Raw genomic sequence first — 16,964 nt, 5'->3', positions numbered from 1 at the left:
CAACATGGAAGACTGACATTCATAAACCTAATACCCAGGATTCTGTTTCAGGTTTTTATTAGTTGTAAGCACTGAACTTGGAATTGGAAAAATAGCTCTGTATTTTTCGGTTGTTCCTTTTTCCCACCATGGCAAAAAGAATGTTCCAAAACGAATGTTATCAGTTCTTCTTCTTCCTTCAAATGTGAATTCTTTCAGCAATTCTTGATCAATAAACGCAAGGTCAATTGTAGTTGGCATTTCTTCTCCAGCGCGCGTAACTACTTGCTGTAAAAATGGTTTTGCTAAATCTGGCGAACCTAATCTAACGTAACATTCTGCCTGCATCATTAAAATTTCTGCATAGCGAATTAAAACAAAGTCATGATCACGCTCCCATTGTTCTCCGGCTTTCATTTCATATTTCGCTAGACGAACACCTTCATTTTCTTTAGCATCTGTCAAACTTGTCAAATTTTCTGTGTAAGTAAGCGGTTCTCCATTATCCATCATAATTACAGAACCAGTTGCTAGATTGATCTGATCTCCATGAAGCATCCCTTTTTTTCTTTTGTCTGTATCTGCAAAAGCTGAATATACTCCTGGCTGTGCGCACATTCCGTTGGCACTCCAAGGATAATTTCCTGTTGGAGAAATAGCCAATTTCTGGTTGTAATGTGCAGACATTGAGTTCATATAGTTTCCAACAGTTCCCGCTTTTGAGTCGTAAGGAATTGCAAAAATAATTTCAGAAGAAGTCTGATTTTCTGTCGCAAAATTGGCGAAGAAATCTGGCGTCAAAGTATATCCAGTAACTTTCTGACACATATTGATACAATCTTGCCAACGCGCAACTCCAATAAATGCTTCTGAATTAAGATATAATCTTGCTAAAATTGAATAAGCAACATTTTTTGTCAATTTAGAATAAACCACATTTCCATTTAAATACGGAATTGCATCTGTCAATTCTTTTTCAACAAAATCATATACTTGTTTTCTTGTTGAATTAGTCGGAAGATCGGTATCTTCAAAATTGGTTACAATTGGCACATTTCCGAATAAATCTAAAAGATTGTAATAGTAATATGCTCTTACTGCTTTCAATTCAGCAAAAATTGGCGCTTTTGCCTGATCCGTTAAAGTCGACTTATTTATCTGATAAATAATCGCATTGATCTTAGCAATTCCAGTATAGTTGTAACGCCAAGCCGAAAGAATCATTCTATTGTCAGCTTTCCAAGTATGTCTTTGTGCATCTTGATATTGTCCGCCGTCGTACCAGTTCGTACCTCTTGTTGGAATAGTCGCTTCATCTGAAACAGTTTCATTTAAAAAGAAAACATATTCGCAAGTTGGGTAGTTATTCGATATCGGATCTGCAAATCCTCTTAATGAAGAATAAGCTCCACCAACCAATGCATCAATTTCTTTAGTCGTGTTTCCAAAATTCCCATCTTCTACTTGATCATACAACTGTTCATCCAAATCAGTACATGATACCGTAAAAAGCATACTTAAAAGTATTGGTGCTATTATTTTGATTTTCATTTTTAGTATTTTATGGTTATCAAATTCGCTTAGTTATTCAGCGTAAAGTTTAATCCAACAGAAATCGTTGTTGGTCGAGGATAATTATTGTATCTATCAATTCCAGGAGCTGCTAAACCAGTCTGATCCATCACACCAGTCTGATTTATTCCGTCTTGAGCATTTAATCCAATCTCTGGATCTACACCTTTGTAACCCGTAATTACAAATAGATTTTCTCCCATTACATACATTCTAACTTTAGATTTTTTGTATTTCAATGGCAAAGTATAACCTAATGACAGAGTTTGAAGTCTGAAGAAAGAAGCGTCTTCAATCCAATAATCTGAATATTTCGGAGCAGAAGTAATACCGCTTGATAAGAAAGCATCTGGCACATTAAACGCAGGCAATCTATTTGGATCGTTTAACATCATGTTTGTTGCATTTAATGCTTTTTGGCCAAACATTCCGTATCCAGAAAGTCCAAGATCAAAATTTCCGTAAGTGAAATTCATTCCGATACCTAAAGTCAAATCTGGCTGAATATTTCCTAAATCTCTTTTGTCAGCATCAACTAAAGCACTTTCTGCCACTACTTCATTAGCAGCATTGTAATACTGAATTTTTCCATCTGCATCTAAACCAGCATTTTTGAATCCCCAGAAAGTTCCAACTGGATATCCTTCAGCAATAATCTGAGAATATTGTCCAGACATACCTGCCAAACCGTGAAGAGATCCGCTGTAAATAACATCTGTTTTATAAGTTGGATTAGAAAGTTTTTCAATTTTCTGAACGTTATGTCCCAATGTCAAATTAGCGTTCCAGTTGAATTTATCTCCTTTAATGATATCTGCATTCAAAGTCAATTCTACTCCTTTATTAGACATTTCACCAACGTTAGCTAGCATTGTTCCCACTAAATAAGGCGGTTGAGGCACTTCATACGTGTATAATAAATCTTTTGTTTTTTTAGAATAATATTCAAAAGATCCTGTAATTCTATTGAAAAGTCCGAAATCAAAACCAACGTTAATTTGCTCTGTAGATTCCCATTTCAAATCTGGATTTGGGTTTTGTTTTGGAGAATAAGCTAAACTCCAAGTTTTAGTAACTGGATCGTAGTAACTATCATTTCCAACTCCTAAAATAGAAAGCGATTTGTACTCACCAATTCCATCTTGATTTCCTGTAACTCCGTAACCAACTCTCACTTTCAAGTTGTCTAACCAACCTTTTGAAGATTCCATAAATTCTTCGTTAGAAATTCTCCACGCTGCAGAAGCAGATGGGAAAGTTCCCCATTTATTGTTTTCTCCAAAACGGCTAGAACCATCGCGTCTTACCGTCGCAGTCAATAAATATTTTCCATCGTAACCGTAATTCGCACGAGCGTAAAACGAAACTAAATTTGATTTTCCTTTGTATGAATAAACATCTCCTAAACGATAATTGTAACCAGCTCCTAAATTATTATAACCAAAAGCATCCGTTACAAAACCACCTCTTTGCGCTCCGAAACCTTCGTAAATATTTTCTAGATAAGAATATCCAGCCAAAGCACTAATATTATGTTTGTCGATTATTTTGCTGTAATTCACATAAAGTTCGCCTTGCGCATTTGTATATTCACCATACGTTCTTTGTGCAAAACCGCCTTCTGTTTGCCCTTCCATAACAGCGTACGAAGGTTTGTAAGTTCCTCCTTTTACAGCATTGTGTTCTAACGAAATATTAGCTGTAGCTGTAAAATCGTTCAAGAATTTTACGTCTGTTTTGAAATAACCCAAAAGTCTATGTCTTTCATTATCAAACGTTCTGTTGGTTAAAATCTCAACTGGGTTTTGATAAATATTCCCTGTTACTTCGCTGAAGTTTCCATTTGAATCGTAAACTGGAATCGTAGGATTTAAGTTGTAAGCTCTTTCAAAAATTCTGTAATCAATTGGGTGCCATTTGTCAATGTTTGCAAATAATCCCATATCGAATTTCACTTCTTTATTGTCGCCAAGAAATTGGTAACCACTTACGTTACCGCTTAATCTTTCTAATCCAGATTTTTTAATAACTCCTTCATTATTTAAGTATGAAATTGAAGTTCTAAAACCGCTATCTGCTTTACCAGAATTGATACTTAAAGTATGAGATTGAGAAATAGCTGTCTGCTCAATTGCTTTTTGCCAGTTTGTATTTCCGCCATAATCTACAGCATCTGCAACTCCATTCTGACGCACATAACCTCTCCACTGATTTGCAGAAAGTAAATCTAAATTATCATTAACATAACCGAAACTAGTTTGTCCGCTGTACACTACAGAAACTCCCTTTGTTCCCGATTTTGTCGTAATCATAATTACTCCGTTTGCACCTCTAGATCCGTAAATTGCAGTTGCCGAAGCATCTTTAAGAACGTCTACCGATTTAATATCTGAAGGCTGAACTACGTTGATATCAACACCAGCAATTCCATCTACAACAATAAGCGGACTGTTACTTGCTGTTAGCGAAGTTCCTCCACGAAGACGAATTGTAGAACCCGCCGCAGGATCTCCAGAAGGACGAATAATATTCAATCCCGCTACTTTTCCTTGTAAAACTTGCTCTGTTGAAGAAATTGTTCCTTTTAACAAATCATCTGCTCCAACGGTAGAAATTGCTCCCGTCAAATCTGATTTTTTTACTTTTCCGTAACCAACAGAAACAACTTGTACTTCTGCTAAAGCATAACCGTCATTTTGCAGACGAACTTCATAATTACTATTTCCTGTAATTTGAACTTTTTGAGTTGTAGCTCCGATAAACGAAATTTCAATTGCACTTCCTACGGCTACCTGAAGGCTAAATTTACCATCAAAATCTGTTGTAGTTCCGTTTTTTGTTCCTACTTCAATGATAGAAGCTCCTGGCAATACCGTACCAGTATTGTCATAAACGGTTCCTGTGATTTGTTTTTTCGTCTGCGCGAATGTACCGACAGCAAGAAAAAGCATAAAAATCATCAATACCGCTCCTTTAGCAGTCCACATTTGATGCTGGACGCTTTGTATATTTTTACTATTCATTAGAATTGGTGTTTTTAATTTAATAGTGAATTATTTGTCTAGAGTTTTAAGCGGAATCATCGTATCCGATATCGTTTTGTCTTTGTTGTCTTTTACCAAAACATGGATTTCGTTCAGATTCGGAAGTCCGTTTAATTCTGATACTAGATTGACAAAACCTTTAATCTCAGTAGTTCCTCCAGAAAACTCACCAGAAAATGTTTTTGTTCCAGCAGTAATCGTGTAGATTAGCTTGTTTACGCCTACTTCATTGTTTTTTCTAGACATTCCAAGAAAATCTCTTTGACTGATTTGCAAAGGGAAAAAGCTGAAACTTGGTGGCGGTGGTGGAATAAATTCTCCCGCATAAATAATCTGATCTCCAGAATTTGTAGTCCAATCTTTTGCGACCATCAAGAAAGTAATGTTTTCCATCACAAAACCTGCCGGCGGATTGTAATATTGCTGCGGAATCAAATCCATTCTATAAAAACCATTTCCAAGATCTTTCAGTTTTGTTTTCTCAGAAACATCTGGAAGCCAAGCCTGATATTCTTGTAAAACTGCCCAGTTGTTTAGTCCGCTATGAAAGTGCACACTTGGAACACCTGCAAAACCATCTTTTAAATTAGAATTGAATAAAATACTAACCGGTTTATCAATCAAAGGCTTTGAAGGATAAGATCTGATTAACTCATTTGAAGTATAAAATGATGAAAAATCAGTGTATGGCATATTGGCAACATCACTTTGTTTAGATCCGTTAAAGTTTTTCAAACGAAACCAAAATCCAGCACTTGCTGCAATTTCAGCAGGAGTTTTAGAAAAATAAACGGTTGGAGTCAAAGTAAAGCTCCACATTTTATTTCCTTCATATTTCAGTTTAGCAAAGCTTGAAGAATGTTCCCAGTTTCCAGCGTCTGGCTCAGATGGAGACCAAATCCAGATATAAAGATCTTCTGTTTCTGCAAAAGTAGTTCCCGAAAGATCGAAGTACCACGTAACTTGTTCGTCGTATTTGTAAACAACAGGATATGATGACATTGGTCCTACAGCTCCGGCATTTTCTTGTGCCTTCATAAAATTAGGAGCCATCAATAAGCAGCCAAGTAAAATTGTATATATAAACTTTTTCATGTTACTTTTTAATTAATAGCAGTTAATTTAAACACATAAGAAACAAAATCTACTCCGCCCGAAGTACGGGTTAATTGAATTTGCATTTCTTCATTTTTTCCTGGAACGGCAAGCAATCTAAGTTCATCTGTTTTTTGCGTTTTCTGCGCATCGCTGTACAAATAGATTTTATTTGTGCCTGTATTCGTTGGCTGAAAATCTGAACTTAATGCCCAGTATCCCTTTGGAGCAAATAACGGAGGGACGTTTCCGGTAACTTCATAACTTGTTGGCTGGTTCTTTTCGTCTACGTTGAATTTGATTTTAAAATCTTCGTAATTGAAATAAGTACTCAAGTTTTCTTCACTTGGTTCGATCTTGCTTGCCTTGGCAACTTCGTCGACCATTTTCAGATTTGTTAATCCCCAATTGCCATTTACTTTTTCATAAAGGGTAATCGGATCTACGTAGCTTCCGTCATCTGTGTTATCGCAGCCAATGGCAAAAAAACACATCATAAAAGCTAACCAATAAAGACTTTTACATTTCATAAATTTTGGTTTTTGTTAGTTTGTTATCCCCTTCAAAAGGATACAACGAAGCTAGAAGTTAAATAAATCCTAAAAAAAAAATCGGAGAAAAATCAAGATATTATTCAGACAATTTTAAAAACAAATAACTGATTATCAATATTTTATATTTATTTTTGTTTAGAAAAAATCAAGATGGTGTTTAGATGAAAATGAGCACTTTTTTAATGGTAAAAATGACAATATGTAAAATATTTGGTATATTTTTTTCACTATGCATTTATATAACCTCTTTTTATTGTATAATTGCAAATAAATTGACCATTTTTAACATTTATCGCTTGTTTTCACCTTAGAAATTCCCTTTTAAAGCGATGTTATTAAACAGATTATAAAATTCCAAACCATCAGATTTCCATTAATCTCAAACTTATTTTAATTTTAAAACGAATTAACTAACTATACAAAAAACCAACCTTACCCTAAACCAAAACCTAAATCATGCGAAGAATATTCATACTGTTTTTCTTCATTATAGGATTTTCTCTAACTGCGAAAGAGACAAATCCTTATTTAGAAGAATTGGATCAGGTGCTCTTGAAAAAAGAGATTTATCTGAAACAGAAATATCGAAAAATTGAATCTTTAAAGAAAAATGTATCAAAATTTACATTGAGCCAAAATAATGAAGCGCTCTACAATTGCTATATGTCATTATTTGACGAATACAAATCTTTCAAATATGATTCTGCTTATTACTATTTAGAGCAATCAAAAATCAAAGCCAAAGTTTTAAAAGACCCCAAATTTTTATCCAAAAGCCGAATTAAAGAAGGGTTTGTTTTACTTTCTTCGGGACTTTTTAAAGAAGCGATTGATACTTTGGATGTTATTGACGACACCAAACTAGATCTTAAAAACAAATTCGAATATTACAACATCAAAGCCCGTGCTTATTACGATTTAGCTGATTACAATCGTGATCAGCGATTTAATATTCATTATGTTCAGCAAGGAAATCATTTCTTAAAAAAAGCACTAGAATTAATTGGCACAAATACCAATGAATACTGGGCTGCAGAAAGTTTGAAACGACTTAAACAGCAAGATTGGCGCGGTGCAGAATTTGCTTTTAGTTATTGGATTAATAATTATAATCTTCCGCCAGACTATTACGGAATTGCTACTTCTAGTCTCGGATATATTTATTCGGAACGGGGTTATACCAAAAAAGCCATTCAATATCTGGCAATGGCGGCCGTTGCCGATGTGAAAAATGCGACTAAAGAAACTGTTGCACTTCGAAATTTAGCCAATGAACTCTTTAAAATGGGTTATTTAGACAAGGCAAACGAATACATCAATATTGCCATGGACGACGCAACTTTTTACAATGCAAGGCATCGAAAAATTGAAATTTCGTCGATTCTTCCTATTATAGAAAAAGCACAATTGAATAATGTAAAAGATAAAAATGATAAACTAGAAAAAATCATTATTCTTTTGACTATTCTTACGGTTATCATTTTTGTTTTTCTTGGAATAATTTTCAAACAGTTAAAAGAGAAAAATAAAGCCCGAAAAACTATGGCTGAATCTTATTTAAAACTACAGGAAATGAATGTAAGTTTAAGCGAGGCAAATGCTATTAAGGAAGAATATATCACGTATTTTATTAAAGCAACTTCAGCTTTCATTAATAAGATTGATCATATTCAAAAAAGTACGTTGCATAAAATCATCACTAAAAAAACAGATGAAGTTATTGCAAGTTTGAAACGTTATAATGTGAAGGAAGAAAGAGAAAATCTTTTTCATCAGTTTGACGAAATTTTCTTAAAATTGTTCCCAACTTTTGTGACAGATTTCAATAATCTATTTCCAAATGACCATAAATGTTTGGTTAAAAAAGGCGAACTTTTAAATACCGAATTGCGAATTTTTGCTTTGTATAGATTAGGAATTCAAGACAGCAATCAAATGGCAGAATTCCTGGAACTTTCTGTAGCGACAATCTACACGTACAAAACCAGAATCAAAAGCAAATCTGATTTTAAAGATACGTTTGAGCAGAAAATTATGGAGATAAAGACTATTTAAAGTTACTAAGATTCTAAGATGCTAAGGTTCTAAGTTTTTTTTAGCCACGAATTCACGAATTTTCTTTTCATAATCAGTTCGTGTAATTAAAGCGCGTAAATTTCACGTATCATTTTAAATAAAAAATTCGTGAATTCGTGGCGGAAAAAACTACTCAACAGGTTCCAACTGTAAAATCGTATTCTGGTAAATTTTGCTTAATGAAAACAATTGTTCTATAAAAATCAAAATCGCAATTGGAACAAAGAAAAACACAATTAGATCTTTTTCATATAGAAAGTAAGTAGAAATCATAGCAAGACGCGCATATTCTAAATAGTAAATCCATTTTCGTTGTTCAAGCAAAGCCCCGCAATTAATTAAAGTTAGAATGACTAGCGAAAGCACAAATATCTTGTCATAGCTTTCTAAATAATCAAAGTAATAGGTAAAAATGGTTAGAATTAACGTGCAAATTCCTAATTGTATGTAGAGGTAATTTTTAAATCTCAGTCTTTGATTTGGAGAAGCTTTATCTTGCAGAAAACGTTTTTCGAGAATTGGGCGAATATCTTGATCCATATCGGCTGGACTTCCAAAAACGGCTTTCCATCTCGCTTTAAATCCGCTAGAGCGCTTCCATAATTCATAAATTTCGAAGTAATAGTGGAAATGTTGCCATAAAAAACTATAGCTTTTCAGCGGATGCGTTAAACCATATTTCGGCTTTTCTTCTTCAGTTTGAAATGTTCCAAAAATCCGATCCCAAAAGGTAAACATATCGCCATAATTCTTATCCAGATATTTTTCGTCAGAAGCGTGATGAACGCCATGAACAGAAGGCGTTACAAAGACATATTCCAACCATTTTATTTTACCAATTAATTGAGTATGTGTAAAGAAAGAATAAGCGCCATGAACAATGAGCATTGTAATTACCATTGAAGGATGAAAACCAATAAAAGGCAAAACACACCAAAATCCTGTTCTAATTATAGCTTGAAAAGTTGTAATTCTGGCTGCTGCAGTAAAATTAAATTCTTCACTGTGATGATGTACAATATGCGCTGCCCAAAAGAAATTAACTTCGTGCCCTAATCGATGATACCAATACCAGACAAAATCTGTTGCGAGAATTAATGCAAACCAAATAAACGCATTTTTCGGAATTTCGAAGATTCTGTAATTATCATAAATAAAATAATACAGCTGATAAAAACTGGCGGCAATAAATAAGTTAATCAAACGCTCTGCGATTCCGATGCTGATATTAGAAACAGAACTTTCATAATTAAAAATTTCAGGCCTTTTTTTGCGTTGAGCAAGCTTATATTCTAAAAATAAAAAAAGAAAAAACGCAGGCATGGCGAAGGCTAGAAAATTAATGTTTTTCATCTTTTCAATACTTTATAATTGGAGATTTTAAATTAAACGAAAAGACACTTCCGTCAATTTAGCCTTTATAGGGAGAAAAAGCAAAATCAACGAAAATGATCTTTTACCAAGTAAACCTGATTATTAATTCTGTTTATATTGAGGAGCTTCTAACGCAATCTCTTTTACAGATTGTGTCTCGGCTACTTTTTTCAAAGCAATAATATAAGCAGCAATGCGAGGCGTTACATTGTGTTTTACTGCCACTCTAAAAACAGTATCAAAACCTTTTTCTAAAATATCCTCCAAACGTTTATTGATTTGGTGGATTCTCCAAGACTCCAAAAGTGAATTCTGAAGCCATTCGAAATAAGAAACTGTAACTCCGCCAGCATTGGCTAAAATATCAGGAACAACTAATATATTTTTATCATGCAAAATTTGATCTGCATCTGAAGAAACTGGTCCGTTCGCACCTTCAACAATAATTCTTGCCTGAATATCGCCCGCATTTTTCTGCGTAATCACATCTTCCTTGGCCGCAGGAATCAATAAATCAGTTTCTAAAAGCAATAAATCTTCATGTTTAATCGCAACCGAATTTGGATAACCCTTTATCGTTTTGTTATTCAGATTATAATACAAAATCAATTCTGGAATATTAATTCCATTCGGATTATAAAACGCTTCTGAAACATCGCTCACCGCAATAATCTTCACTCCTTTTTCATACAAAAACAAAGCCGAATGCAGTCCAACATTTCCAAATCCCTGAATTACTGCCGTCGCTCTCGCAGGTCTTATTTTTAGTTTTTGAAGCGCCAAAAGACTAATAATGCTTACGCCTCTTCCTGTTGCTTCCACCCTTCCCAAAGATCCACCTGAATGAAGGTGTTTTCCTGTAACAACGGCATGAATTGGTCTTCCGTGCAATAATGAAAATTCATCCATTAGCCAGCCCATTTCGTCTGGACCTGTTCCCATGTCTGGTGCTGGAACATCTTTTTCTGGACCGAAAATGTCAGACAGAGCTTTTGTATAAGCGCGTGTAATTTTTTCTAATTCAGTTTTAGAATGATTTCGTGGATCGCAAATAATGCCGCCTTTAGCCCCACCAAAGGGAATTCCAGTTACAGCAGATTTCCAGGTCATCCAGGCGGCAAGTGCTTTTACTTCATCCAGATTTACAGCGGTATCATAACGAATTCCGCCTTTCGAAGGCCCTAAAGCCGTATTGTGAATTACTCTGTAACCTTCAAAATTCTGTATTTCTCCGTTATCCAAAGTGATAGAGAAGTTTACTGTAATCTGTTTTTCCGGTTTTTGCAGTTTTTGTTTAATAGATTCATCTAAATTCAAAATATCTGCAGCTATATTAAATCGATCAATCATCGATTGAAAGGGATTGTGTTTTATAATTTCTGAACTCATAATATATAGTTTTTAGGTTTGGGTTATCTTTTTAGTAATCAATATTCTTCTTAATTATGAAGATTTTTTATTTCTATTTTTAAAAACAACTGCAACACGGAATCTTTATTAAACCGTTACGCATTAAAATTTTTCTATTTCTAATGGTTCTCATATTTCCATTTTTTAATGATTCAAAAAAAAGCCTTTCATGGTGCAATGAAAGGCTAAAAAAAAAAAAAAAATAACTAACAAGTACTTTCTCTATTAACGCCATTTCAAAACGTGATTCATCTTGCAGCACATCGCAAAGCTGCAATTGAAAGACATCATAATATTTCGGCTATAGTTTTTCATTGTTGAAGCAAAGCTACAAATTTATATTTATAAATTCTATAGAATTAGTAGAATTTAATTTAATAAATTCTCAACTTAACCTAAAATCAACTGTAAATTAAATAATTAGCGTTTAAAAAAAATTACTGTAATTGCGATAAAAAGATAAAAACAACCGCAATTAATGCCAAAAACAATCCGATAATATTAATTTTAGAAAGTTTTTCTTTGAAGAAATAAGCTCCCACTACGGTTCCTAAAACAATAACTCCCATATTCATTCCAGCAAAAACAGTTGATGGGTTTTCTGCAAAAGCTTTATGCGCTTTTAAATAGCATAGTATATTTCCGAAATTAAAAATCCCAACCAATAACCCAAAAGGAATATTTTTTACAGCAAAACTTTCTTTTGTGATGAATAACTTATACATAACGATAACCAATGAAACCGTAAACGAAATTAAGAATACTACAAACAAAGAAGTTGTGTAAGGAACGACGGTATATAAAGCTATTTTCTTAAAAAGAATATCAACAATTCCGAAACCTAATAATACCATTGCAGGATAAATCCATTTATTCTCTGTATTGTCAGTTGGCTTTTTTAATATGAATAAAAGTGCCGAGAATCCAACTAAGACTCCAATAACTTTATAGGTATTAAATGCTTCATTAAACAATAACCAAGCTGCTAAAATCGGAATAAAAAGTGACAATCGCTGTGCCGCATCGGTTTTTGCAATTCCCATAAATTTTATAGAAAGTGCTAAAAACAAAAATACAATTGGAAGTAAAATTCCGACCGCTGTATAAATTTCTAAAGGTGCATTATGATCCAAAGCATTCAGATCTGGACTAAAAGTGAAGTAACAAAGCGTAATCGCCGTTATATAATTGAATGAAATAATTTGAGACGGATTAGCATTATATTTTCTTGAAATTTTGAATATAACACCAACAATTACACTGCAAAGAATACTTAATATTAGGAATAACATAAATTCATTTTTGGATTGTAAAAGTAATCTTTTGTAAAATAAAAAAGCCCAGCCGGTTTTAAAAAACCAGCTAGACCAGATCATATCATAGAGCGTTGGAAAAAAATCTAATTAGATCTGCTGAAATCTTTTTAAATCTGCGTGAAAAATCTATGTGTAATAATTATTTCACGCAGATATACACAGATTAAAGCAGATTTTAGACAGATTAATTCTATCTAAGCTAATGTTATAAATTTGAAAAAAGTAAATACTTTTCTTAAAATTTACTAATGTAACTTCCGTAAATATCTCTAAACTGATTTCCTTTGGCAAATCTATCTTTGCTTAACTTTCTATATTCTACCAATCCCCATAAAACAAACTCTTTCAAGAAATACTCATCTTCTTTTGCTGTTTGTGGCTGATATTTTTTAATTAAATCATCCAAAGGCGTTACTTCGTCTAGAATACTTTTATATTCTTTATCGGAAGCATCGTCTAATAATTCGAAACCGCTTTCGGCAAAAAACCATTCTACTACATCAGAATATGGTGTTTTTTCGTCTGGTTTTTCTAATTTTTCAATTTTTGGAAAATATTCTGGAAATAATGTTCGAATTGCAGAACCAATTAAACTTTCTGCCACTACATCAGCTCCCTCCTGCTCTCCTTCGTAAACCAACTCTACTTTTCCAGTAATCGCTGGAATAATTCCGATAAAATCTGACAAACGTAAAGTTGTTTTGTCTACACCTGAAAGCAATGCGCGACGTTCTGCCGTACTAATTAAATTTTCAAAAGCCGTTATACTCATTCTTGCACTTACACCGCTTTTGTTATCTATATATTCACTTTCGCGGGCTTCAAAACTAATCTGTTCTAAAATATCTCTTGCCAAACTTGGCACATAAACAAGATCAGTTTGATTTTTATCCAATTTAGATTCCTGCTCTGTAATTGTTCTCGCAATTTCTATAGTTTCAGGATAATGTGTCAAAATCTGAGAACCAATTCTATCTTTTAAAGGTGTAACAATACTTCCTCTATTGGTATAATCTTCTGGATTTGCGGTGAAAACAAACTGCATATCCAAAGGCATTCTTAATTTGAATCCTCTAATCTGAATATCTCCTTCTTGCAAAATATTAAATAAGGCCACCTGAATTCTTGCCTGTAAATCTGGTAATTCGTTAATTACAAAAATACAGCGGTTGGCTCTCGGAATCATTCCGAAATGAATTACGCGGTCATCTGCATAGGATAATTTCAGATTTGCCGCTTTAATTGGGTCGACGTCTCCAATTAAATCAGCAACTGTCACGTCTGGAGTTGCCAGTTTTTCGAAGAAACGTTCGCTTCTATGTAACCATGAAATTGGCGTTTCATCACCTTTTTCATCAATTAAATCTTTTGCAAAACGCGAAATTGGATTTAACGGATCGTCATTAATTTCTGAACCAGAAACATACGGAATATATTCATCCAACAATTCGATCATTTTACGAGCTAAACGCGTTTTAGCCTGTCCGCGAAGTCCCAATAAATTTATATTATGACGAGATAAAATAGCTCTTTCTAATTCTGGAATTACGGTATTTTCGAAACCATGAACCCCTTCAAAAACAGGTTTCCCAGATTTAATTTTTTCACGAAGATTATTTCGCAATTCATCTTTAATGCTTGTACTCTTATATCCAGCGGCTTTTAATTGACCTAATGTCTTTATAGTATTTATTTCCATTTTATTGAAATATAGATTGTTTATTTATTGATTTGGCGCTTCGACTTCGCTCAGCGTGACAGTTGATATGTTAGACGCACTGCCATGTGTCTCTACGATATGCGTTATGTTTATCATGTGCAAAGAAACCTTAGTATCTTAGAATCTTAGCCACTTAGAACCTTTATTTAACCCTCTTCTTCCTATTCGCTTCATAATCTTCAAAAATCATTTCACCCAAACCTTTAATGCCGGTATAAAATGCTTTTCCCTGATTGGCTTCAGTAAACTGATTTACAAAACGCTGTAAATAAGGATCTCTAGCTATCATAAAAGTAGTAATCGGAATATGAAGTTTTCTTGCCTGCTGCGCCTGAGTGTAGCATTTGTCCACAATATATTCGTCCAAACCATTACTATTCATATAATAAGAACCGTCACGTTCGCGAACGCAGCTTGGTTTTCCGTCAGTAATCATAAAAATTTGTTTGTTGGTATTTCGTTTTCTTCGCAGAATATCCATTGCCAATTGTAAACCCGCAACGGTATTCGTATGATATGGACCAACTTGCAGATAGGGTAAATCTTTAATTGGAATGGTCCAGGCATCATTACCAAAAACCAAAATATCTAACGTGTCTTTTGGGTATCTTGTTGTAATAAGTTCCGCTAAAGCCATGGCAACTTTTTTAGCCGGTGTGATTCGATCTTCGCCATACAAAATCATACTGTGGCTAATGTCGATCATTAAGACAGTGCTCATTTGTGCTTTATATTGTGCATCTTCTACAATCAAATCGTTTTCAGTAAGCATAAAATTATCTACGCCATTATTGACCTGAGCATTTCGAAGACTTTCAGTTAAAGAAATTCTTTCCAAGCTGTCGCCAAAATTATATTCACGGAATTCTCCCGTATGTTCATCACCGCTTCCTGCGTATTTGGTTTTATGATTTCCGCTTCCAGATTTTTTCAAGTTTCCAAAGATTTGATCTAAAGCCTGCTGTCTGATCGCTCTTTCGGTTTTTGCCGTAATTCCGAAACCAGAACTTCCATCGCCTTTAACTTCATCTCTGATGTAACCTTTCTTTTTTAAATCTTCGATAAAATCGTCTATGGTGTAATTCTCGTCGGTAAGTTTGTATTCTTTATCCAGTTCCCTAAGCCAGTTTATGGCTTCATCAAAATCACCCGAAGTATGGGTGATCAACTCTTTAAAAATAGTAAAAAGTTTGTCAAACGGAGACTGAAAAGGAGCTTCGTAAGTCTTAAAATAAAAGCCTTTTTTAAATTCGTTTTTCATAAATCTAAAATTACGTCTTTTTAGAATTATGAAAAACGAATCGTTTATTAATTTTTAGTTAAAATATTCAACTAAAAATTGAAGTTAACAATGTTAGATATGTTAATTATTCAAACTTTCCGTCCAAATAATACCAAGCTCCATTTTCGAATTTAAAAGTAGAAAATTCATAATGAGTCTGAGGTTTATTATTTGAATCTAAAAAGTAAGCTTTAAATTCTACAGTATTTTCGGTGAAACTAAGAATTTCCAATTTCTGCCATTTATTAGAAACAGCCCATTTTAAAATTTCAGGTTTCGAATAATATTTTCTTTCAGAAACATAAGTGGTTTCCATTAAATAATCGGCATTATGAGTTGCATAAGCGGAATATCTGGAACGCATTAAACTTAAAGCCGAAGATGCTTTTTGACTTCCATTTAAATACAATCCGCAACAGTTTTCAAAAAGCAGTCCTGTGTCGCAGAAACATTTATTATTCTCCATCAACAGGTTCTTCTCCATTAATTTTTACGTGAAGTTGGTTCAATAAAACCTGATAACGAGTGATCTCTCTAACTTCTTCATCTTCTTCAGCGAAATCAATCATTTCGTCAAGAGTTTCACTTACTTCCAACAATTTGTTGTTTGCTTCTCTGTCATTTTTTGCAGCGATTAAATCAATAATTTCTTGTACGCTCGCTTTTAGGGTTTCGAATTTACTATTCATTTGTTTTTTGTTTCAGGTTTCAAGTTTCAGGTTTGCTTTGTTAACTTGTAACGTGAAACCTGAAACTTGAAACAATTATTTTATTCTTCGTTTTTACTTTCGTTGAATTTTTTCACAATTTCTTTCAGCTTTTCTTTGCGAGAAAGTTCGGCTTGTTTTTTCTTAGCCTGGGCTTTGTGCAATTTGTCATTGTGCTTTTTGATATTTCTTTCATTATTGCGTCCCATTATACTTCTCTTTTAATTTGTTCTAAACTTTTCTCTGTGAAAATCAATTCGTTGATAATTTGTTTTCGTAAATCATCAATATCCTCATAATCAAAATGTTTCGCCCAATTCGTCAGCTGCTGGAGATTTCTTATTTGTTTTAGCCTTTTTGTTGTATCCAAACTGGTTCTTAAAACTGCTTTTCCATCATAATCAGGATTATTTTTATGCTGATAATTGGCCAAGTTTTTTTCGTAATCCGCTTCGATATAATATAATTTATCTGTAGCATTGTCCGGATAAAACTCATTCCATTTAGCAAAACCAATCTTTGTTTTCGATTCTGTTTCTGGATCACGAGCAACTAAGCGCCATTTGCTGTTTGCCAGCCTTCCCCAGTGATTCGAAACACGATACATTCCTTCTTCTGTATAATAATATGTGCTTCCAGCTTTACTTTCAAATTGTTTTTTTAATCCTTTAATAGAATCTTGCAACACTTCATTAAAAGCACAAAATGTATTTTTAAAAGAATTTGGATGTGGTTTAAAATTTTTCTGCATGTGCAAATATACTCAGTTTACAGCGAACTCACTAAAACAATACTTAATTGCTTACCTTTGCCTTTTAATTTAAAAACAGAGAAT

General features: G+C 33.7%; 14 protein-coding genes. 1 reads left to right on the top strand and 13 read right to left on the bottom strand.

Annotated features, from left to right (window positions below; genetic code table 11):
* Positions 1-27 precede the first annotated feature (27 nt).
* Genes HNP35_RS09340 through HNP35_RS09325 form a run of 4 tightly spaced genes read right to left on the bottom strand, consistent with a single transcriptional unit; the run spans position 28 to position 6,220 of the window.
* Complete coding sequence (locus HNP35_RS09340; protein ID WP_184160614.1) at positions 28-1,530, bottom strand: RagB/SusD family nutrient uptake outer membrane protein; 1,503 nt, start codon at positions 1,528-1,530, stop codon at positions 28-30.
* 29 nt (positions 1,531-1,559) lie between these two features.
* Entirely contained in the window at positions 1,560-4,574 is a 3,015-nt protein-coding gene (locus tag HNP35_RS09335; RefSeq protein WP_246453424.1) for a SusC/RagA family TonB-linked outer membrane protein, read from the bottom strand.
* 30 nt (positions 4,575-4,604) lie between these two features.
* On the bottom strand, positions 4,605-5,690 hold the full coding sequence (locus tag HNP35_RS09330; RefSeq protein ID WP_184160612.1) for a hypothetical protein: 1,086 nt from the start codon (positions 5,688-5,690) through the stop codon (positions 4,605-4,607).
* Positions 5,691-5,698: 8 nt separating this feature from the next.
* A complete protein-coding gene (locus HNP35_RS09325) occupies positions 5,699-6,220 on the bottom strand; it encodes a DUF5004 domain-containing protein (protein WP_184160611.1) in 522 nt (173 codons plus the stop codon).
* Positions 6,221-6,700: 480 nt separating this feature from the next.
* On the opposite strand from HNP35_RS09325, the gene HNP35_RS09320 reads away from it, so the two are divergent.
* Positions 6,701-8,299 (top strand): DUF6377 domain-containing protein, encoded by a 1,599-nt coding sequence (locus HNP35_RS09320; RefSeq protein WP_184160609.1) that lies wholly within the window; start codon positions 6,701-6,703, stop codon positions 8,297-8,299.
* A gap of 150 nt (positions 8,300-8,449) precedes the next feature.
* On the opposite strand, the gene HNP35_RS09315 is transcribed toward HNP35_RS09320, so the two are convergent.
* The 9 genes from HNP35_RS09315 to HNP35_RS09275 all read right to left on the bottom strand — a co-directional run bounded on the left by HNP35_RS09315 (position 8,450) and on the right by HNP35_RS09275 (position 16,880).
* Entirely contained in the window at positions 8,450-9,673 is a 1,224-nt protein-coding gene (locus HNP35_RS09315; RefSeq protein ID WP_184160607.1) for a sterol desaturase family protein, read from the bottom strand.
* A gap of 123 nt (positions 9,674-9,796) precedes the next feature.
* Entirely contained in the window at positions 9,797-11,083 is a 1,287-nt protein-coding gene (locus HNP35_RS09310; protein ID WP_184160605.1) for a Glu/Leu/Phe/Val family dehydrogenase, read from the bottom strand.
* A 458-nt stretch (positions 11,084-11,541) separates the two neighbouring features.
* Entirely contained in the window at positions 11,542-12,396 is an 855-nt protein-coding gene (locus HNP35_RS09305; RefSeq protein ID WP_184160603.1) for a DMT family transporter, read from the bottom strand.
* A gap of 259 nt (positions 12,397-12,655) precedes the next feature.
* Positions 12,656-14,119, bottom strand: coding sequence for a magnesium chelatase (locus HNP35_RS09300; RefSeq protein WP_184160601.1), 1,464 nt, complete (start codon positions 14,117-14,119; stop codon positions 12,656-12,658).
* Between the two features lie 163 nt (positions 14,120-14,282).
* Positions 14,283-15,401, bottom strand: a complete 1,119-nt coding sequence (locus HNP35_RS09295; protein ID WP_184160599.1) for a vWA domain-containing protein — start codon at positions 15,399-15,401, stop codon at positions 14,283-14,285.
* 106 nt (positions 15,402-15,507) lie between these two features.
* Positions 15,508-15,906: a YchJ family protein gene (locus tag HNP35_RS09290; protein ID WP_246453422.1), complete on the bottom strand. Its 399-nt coding sequence runs from the start codon at positions 15,904-15,906 to the stop codon at positions 15,508-15,510.
* Positions 15,878-16,111 carry a hypothetical protein gene (locus HNP35_RS09285; protein WP_057116258.1) on the bottom strand — a complete coding sequence of 78 codons (234 nt, stop codon included), beginning with the start codon at positions 16,109-16,111 and terminating at the stop codon, positions 15,878-15,880. Before HNP35_RS09285 ends, HNP35_RS09290 begins: the two co-directional genes overlap by 29 nt.
* A gap of 80 nt (positions 16,112-16,191) precedes the next feature.
* The gene (locus tag HNP35_RS09280) at positions 16,192-16,338 is read right to left on the bottom strand and encodes a hypothetical protein (protein ID WP_184160597.1); all 147 of its coding nucleotides are present in this window, start codon (positions 16,336-16,338) and stop codon (positions 16,192-16,194) included.
* The gene (locus HNP35_RS09275; RefSeq protein WP_184160595.1) at positions 16,338-16,880 is read right to left on the bottom strand and encodes a hypothetical protein; all 543 of its coding nucleotides are present in this window, start codon (positions 16,878-16,880) and stop codon (positions 16,338-16,340) included. Before HNP35_RS09275 ends, HNP35_RS09280 begins: the two co-directional genes overlap by 1 nt.
* Between the last annotated feature and the right edge of the window lie 84 nt (positions 16,881-16,964).

Origin of the sequence: Flavobacterium notoginsengisoli (genome assembly GCF_014207905.1) — a bacterium.
GTDB classification, from domain to species: domain Bacteria; phylum Bacteroidota; class Bacteroidia; order Flavobacteriales; family Flavobacteriaceae; genus Flavobacterium; species Flavobacterium notoginsengisoli_A.
Note: the sequence above shows the minus strand (reverse complement) of the source record. Positions and strands in the feature narration are given on the sequence as shown.

Bases quoted from the DNA above. Each gene is read 5' to 3' on its own strand.
- HNP35_RS09340 (WP_184160614.1), bottom strand. From the start codon at position 1,530: ATGAAAATCAAAATAATAGCACCAATACTTTTAAGTATGCTTTTTACG.
- HNP35_RS09335 (WP_246453424.1), bottom strand. From the start codon at position 4,574: ATGAATAGTAAAAATATACAAAGCGTCCAGCATCAAATGTGGACTGCT.
- HNP35_RS09330 (WP_184160612.1), bottom strand. From the start codon at position 5,690: ATGAAAAAGTTTATATATACAATTTTACTTGGCTGCTTATTGATGGCT.
- HNP35_RS09325 (WP_184160611.1), bottom strand. From the start codon at position 6,220: ATGAAATGTAAAAGTCTTTATTGGTTAGCTTTTATGATGTGTTTTTTT.
- HNP35_RS09320 (WP_184160609.1), top strand. From the start codon at position 6,701: ATGCGAAGAATATTCATACTGTTTTTCTTCATTATAGGATTTTCTCTA.
- HNP35_RS09315 (WP_184160607.1), bottom strand. From the start codon at position 9,673: ATGAAAAACATTAATTTTCTAGCCTTCGCCATGCCTGCGTTTTTTCTT.
- HNP35_RS09310 (WP_184160605.1), bottom strand. From the start codon at position 11,083: ATGAGTTCAGAAATTATAAAACACAATCCCTTTCAATCGATGATTGAT.
- HNP35_RS09305 (WP_184160603.1), bottom strand. From the start codon at position 12,396: ATGTTATTCCTAATATTAAGTATTCTTTGCAGTGTAATTGTTGGTGTT.
- HNP35_RS09300 (WP_184160601.1), bottom strand. From the start codon at position 14,119: ATGGAAATAAATACTATAAAGACATTAGGTCAATTAAAAGCCGCTGGA.
- HNP35_RS09295 (WP_184160599.1), bottom strand. From the start codon at position 15,401: ATGAAAAACGAATTTAAAAAAGGCTTTTATTTTAAGACTTACGAAGCT.
- HNP35_RS09290 (WP_246453422.1), bottom strand. From the start codon at position 15,906: ATGGAGAAGAACCTGTTGATGGAGAATAATAAATGTTTCTGCGACACA.
- HNP35_RS09285 (WP_057116258.1), bottom strand. From the start codon at position 16,111: ATGAATAGTAAATTCGAAACCCTAAAAGCGAGCGTACAAGAAATTATT.
- HNP35_RS09280 (WP_184160597.1), bottom strand. From the start codon at position 16,338: ATGGGACGCAATAATGAAAGAAATATCAAAAAGCACAATGACAAATTG.
- HNP35_RS09275 (WP_184160595.1), bottom strand. From the start codon at position 16,880: ATGCAGAAAAATTTTAAACCACATCCAAATTCTTTTAAAAATACATTT.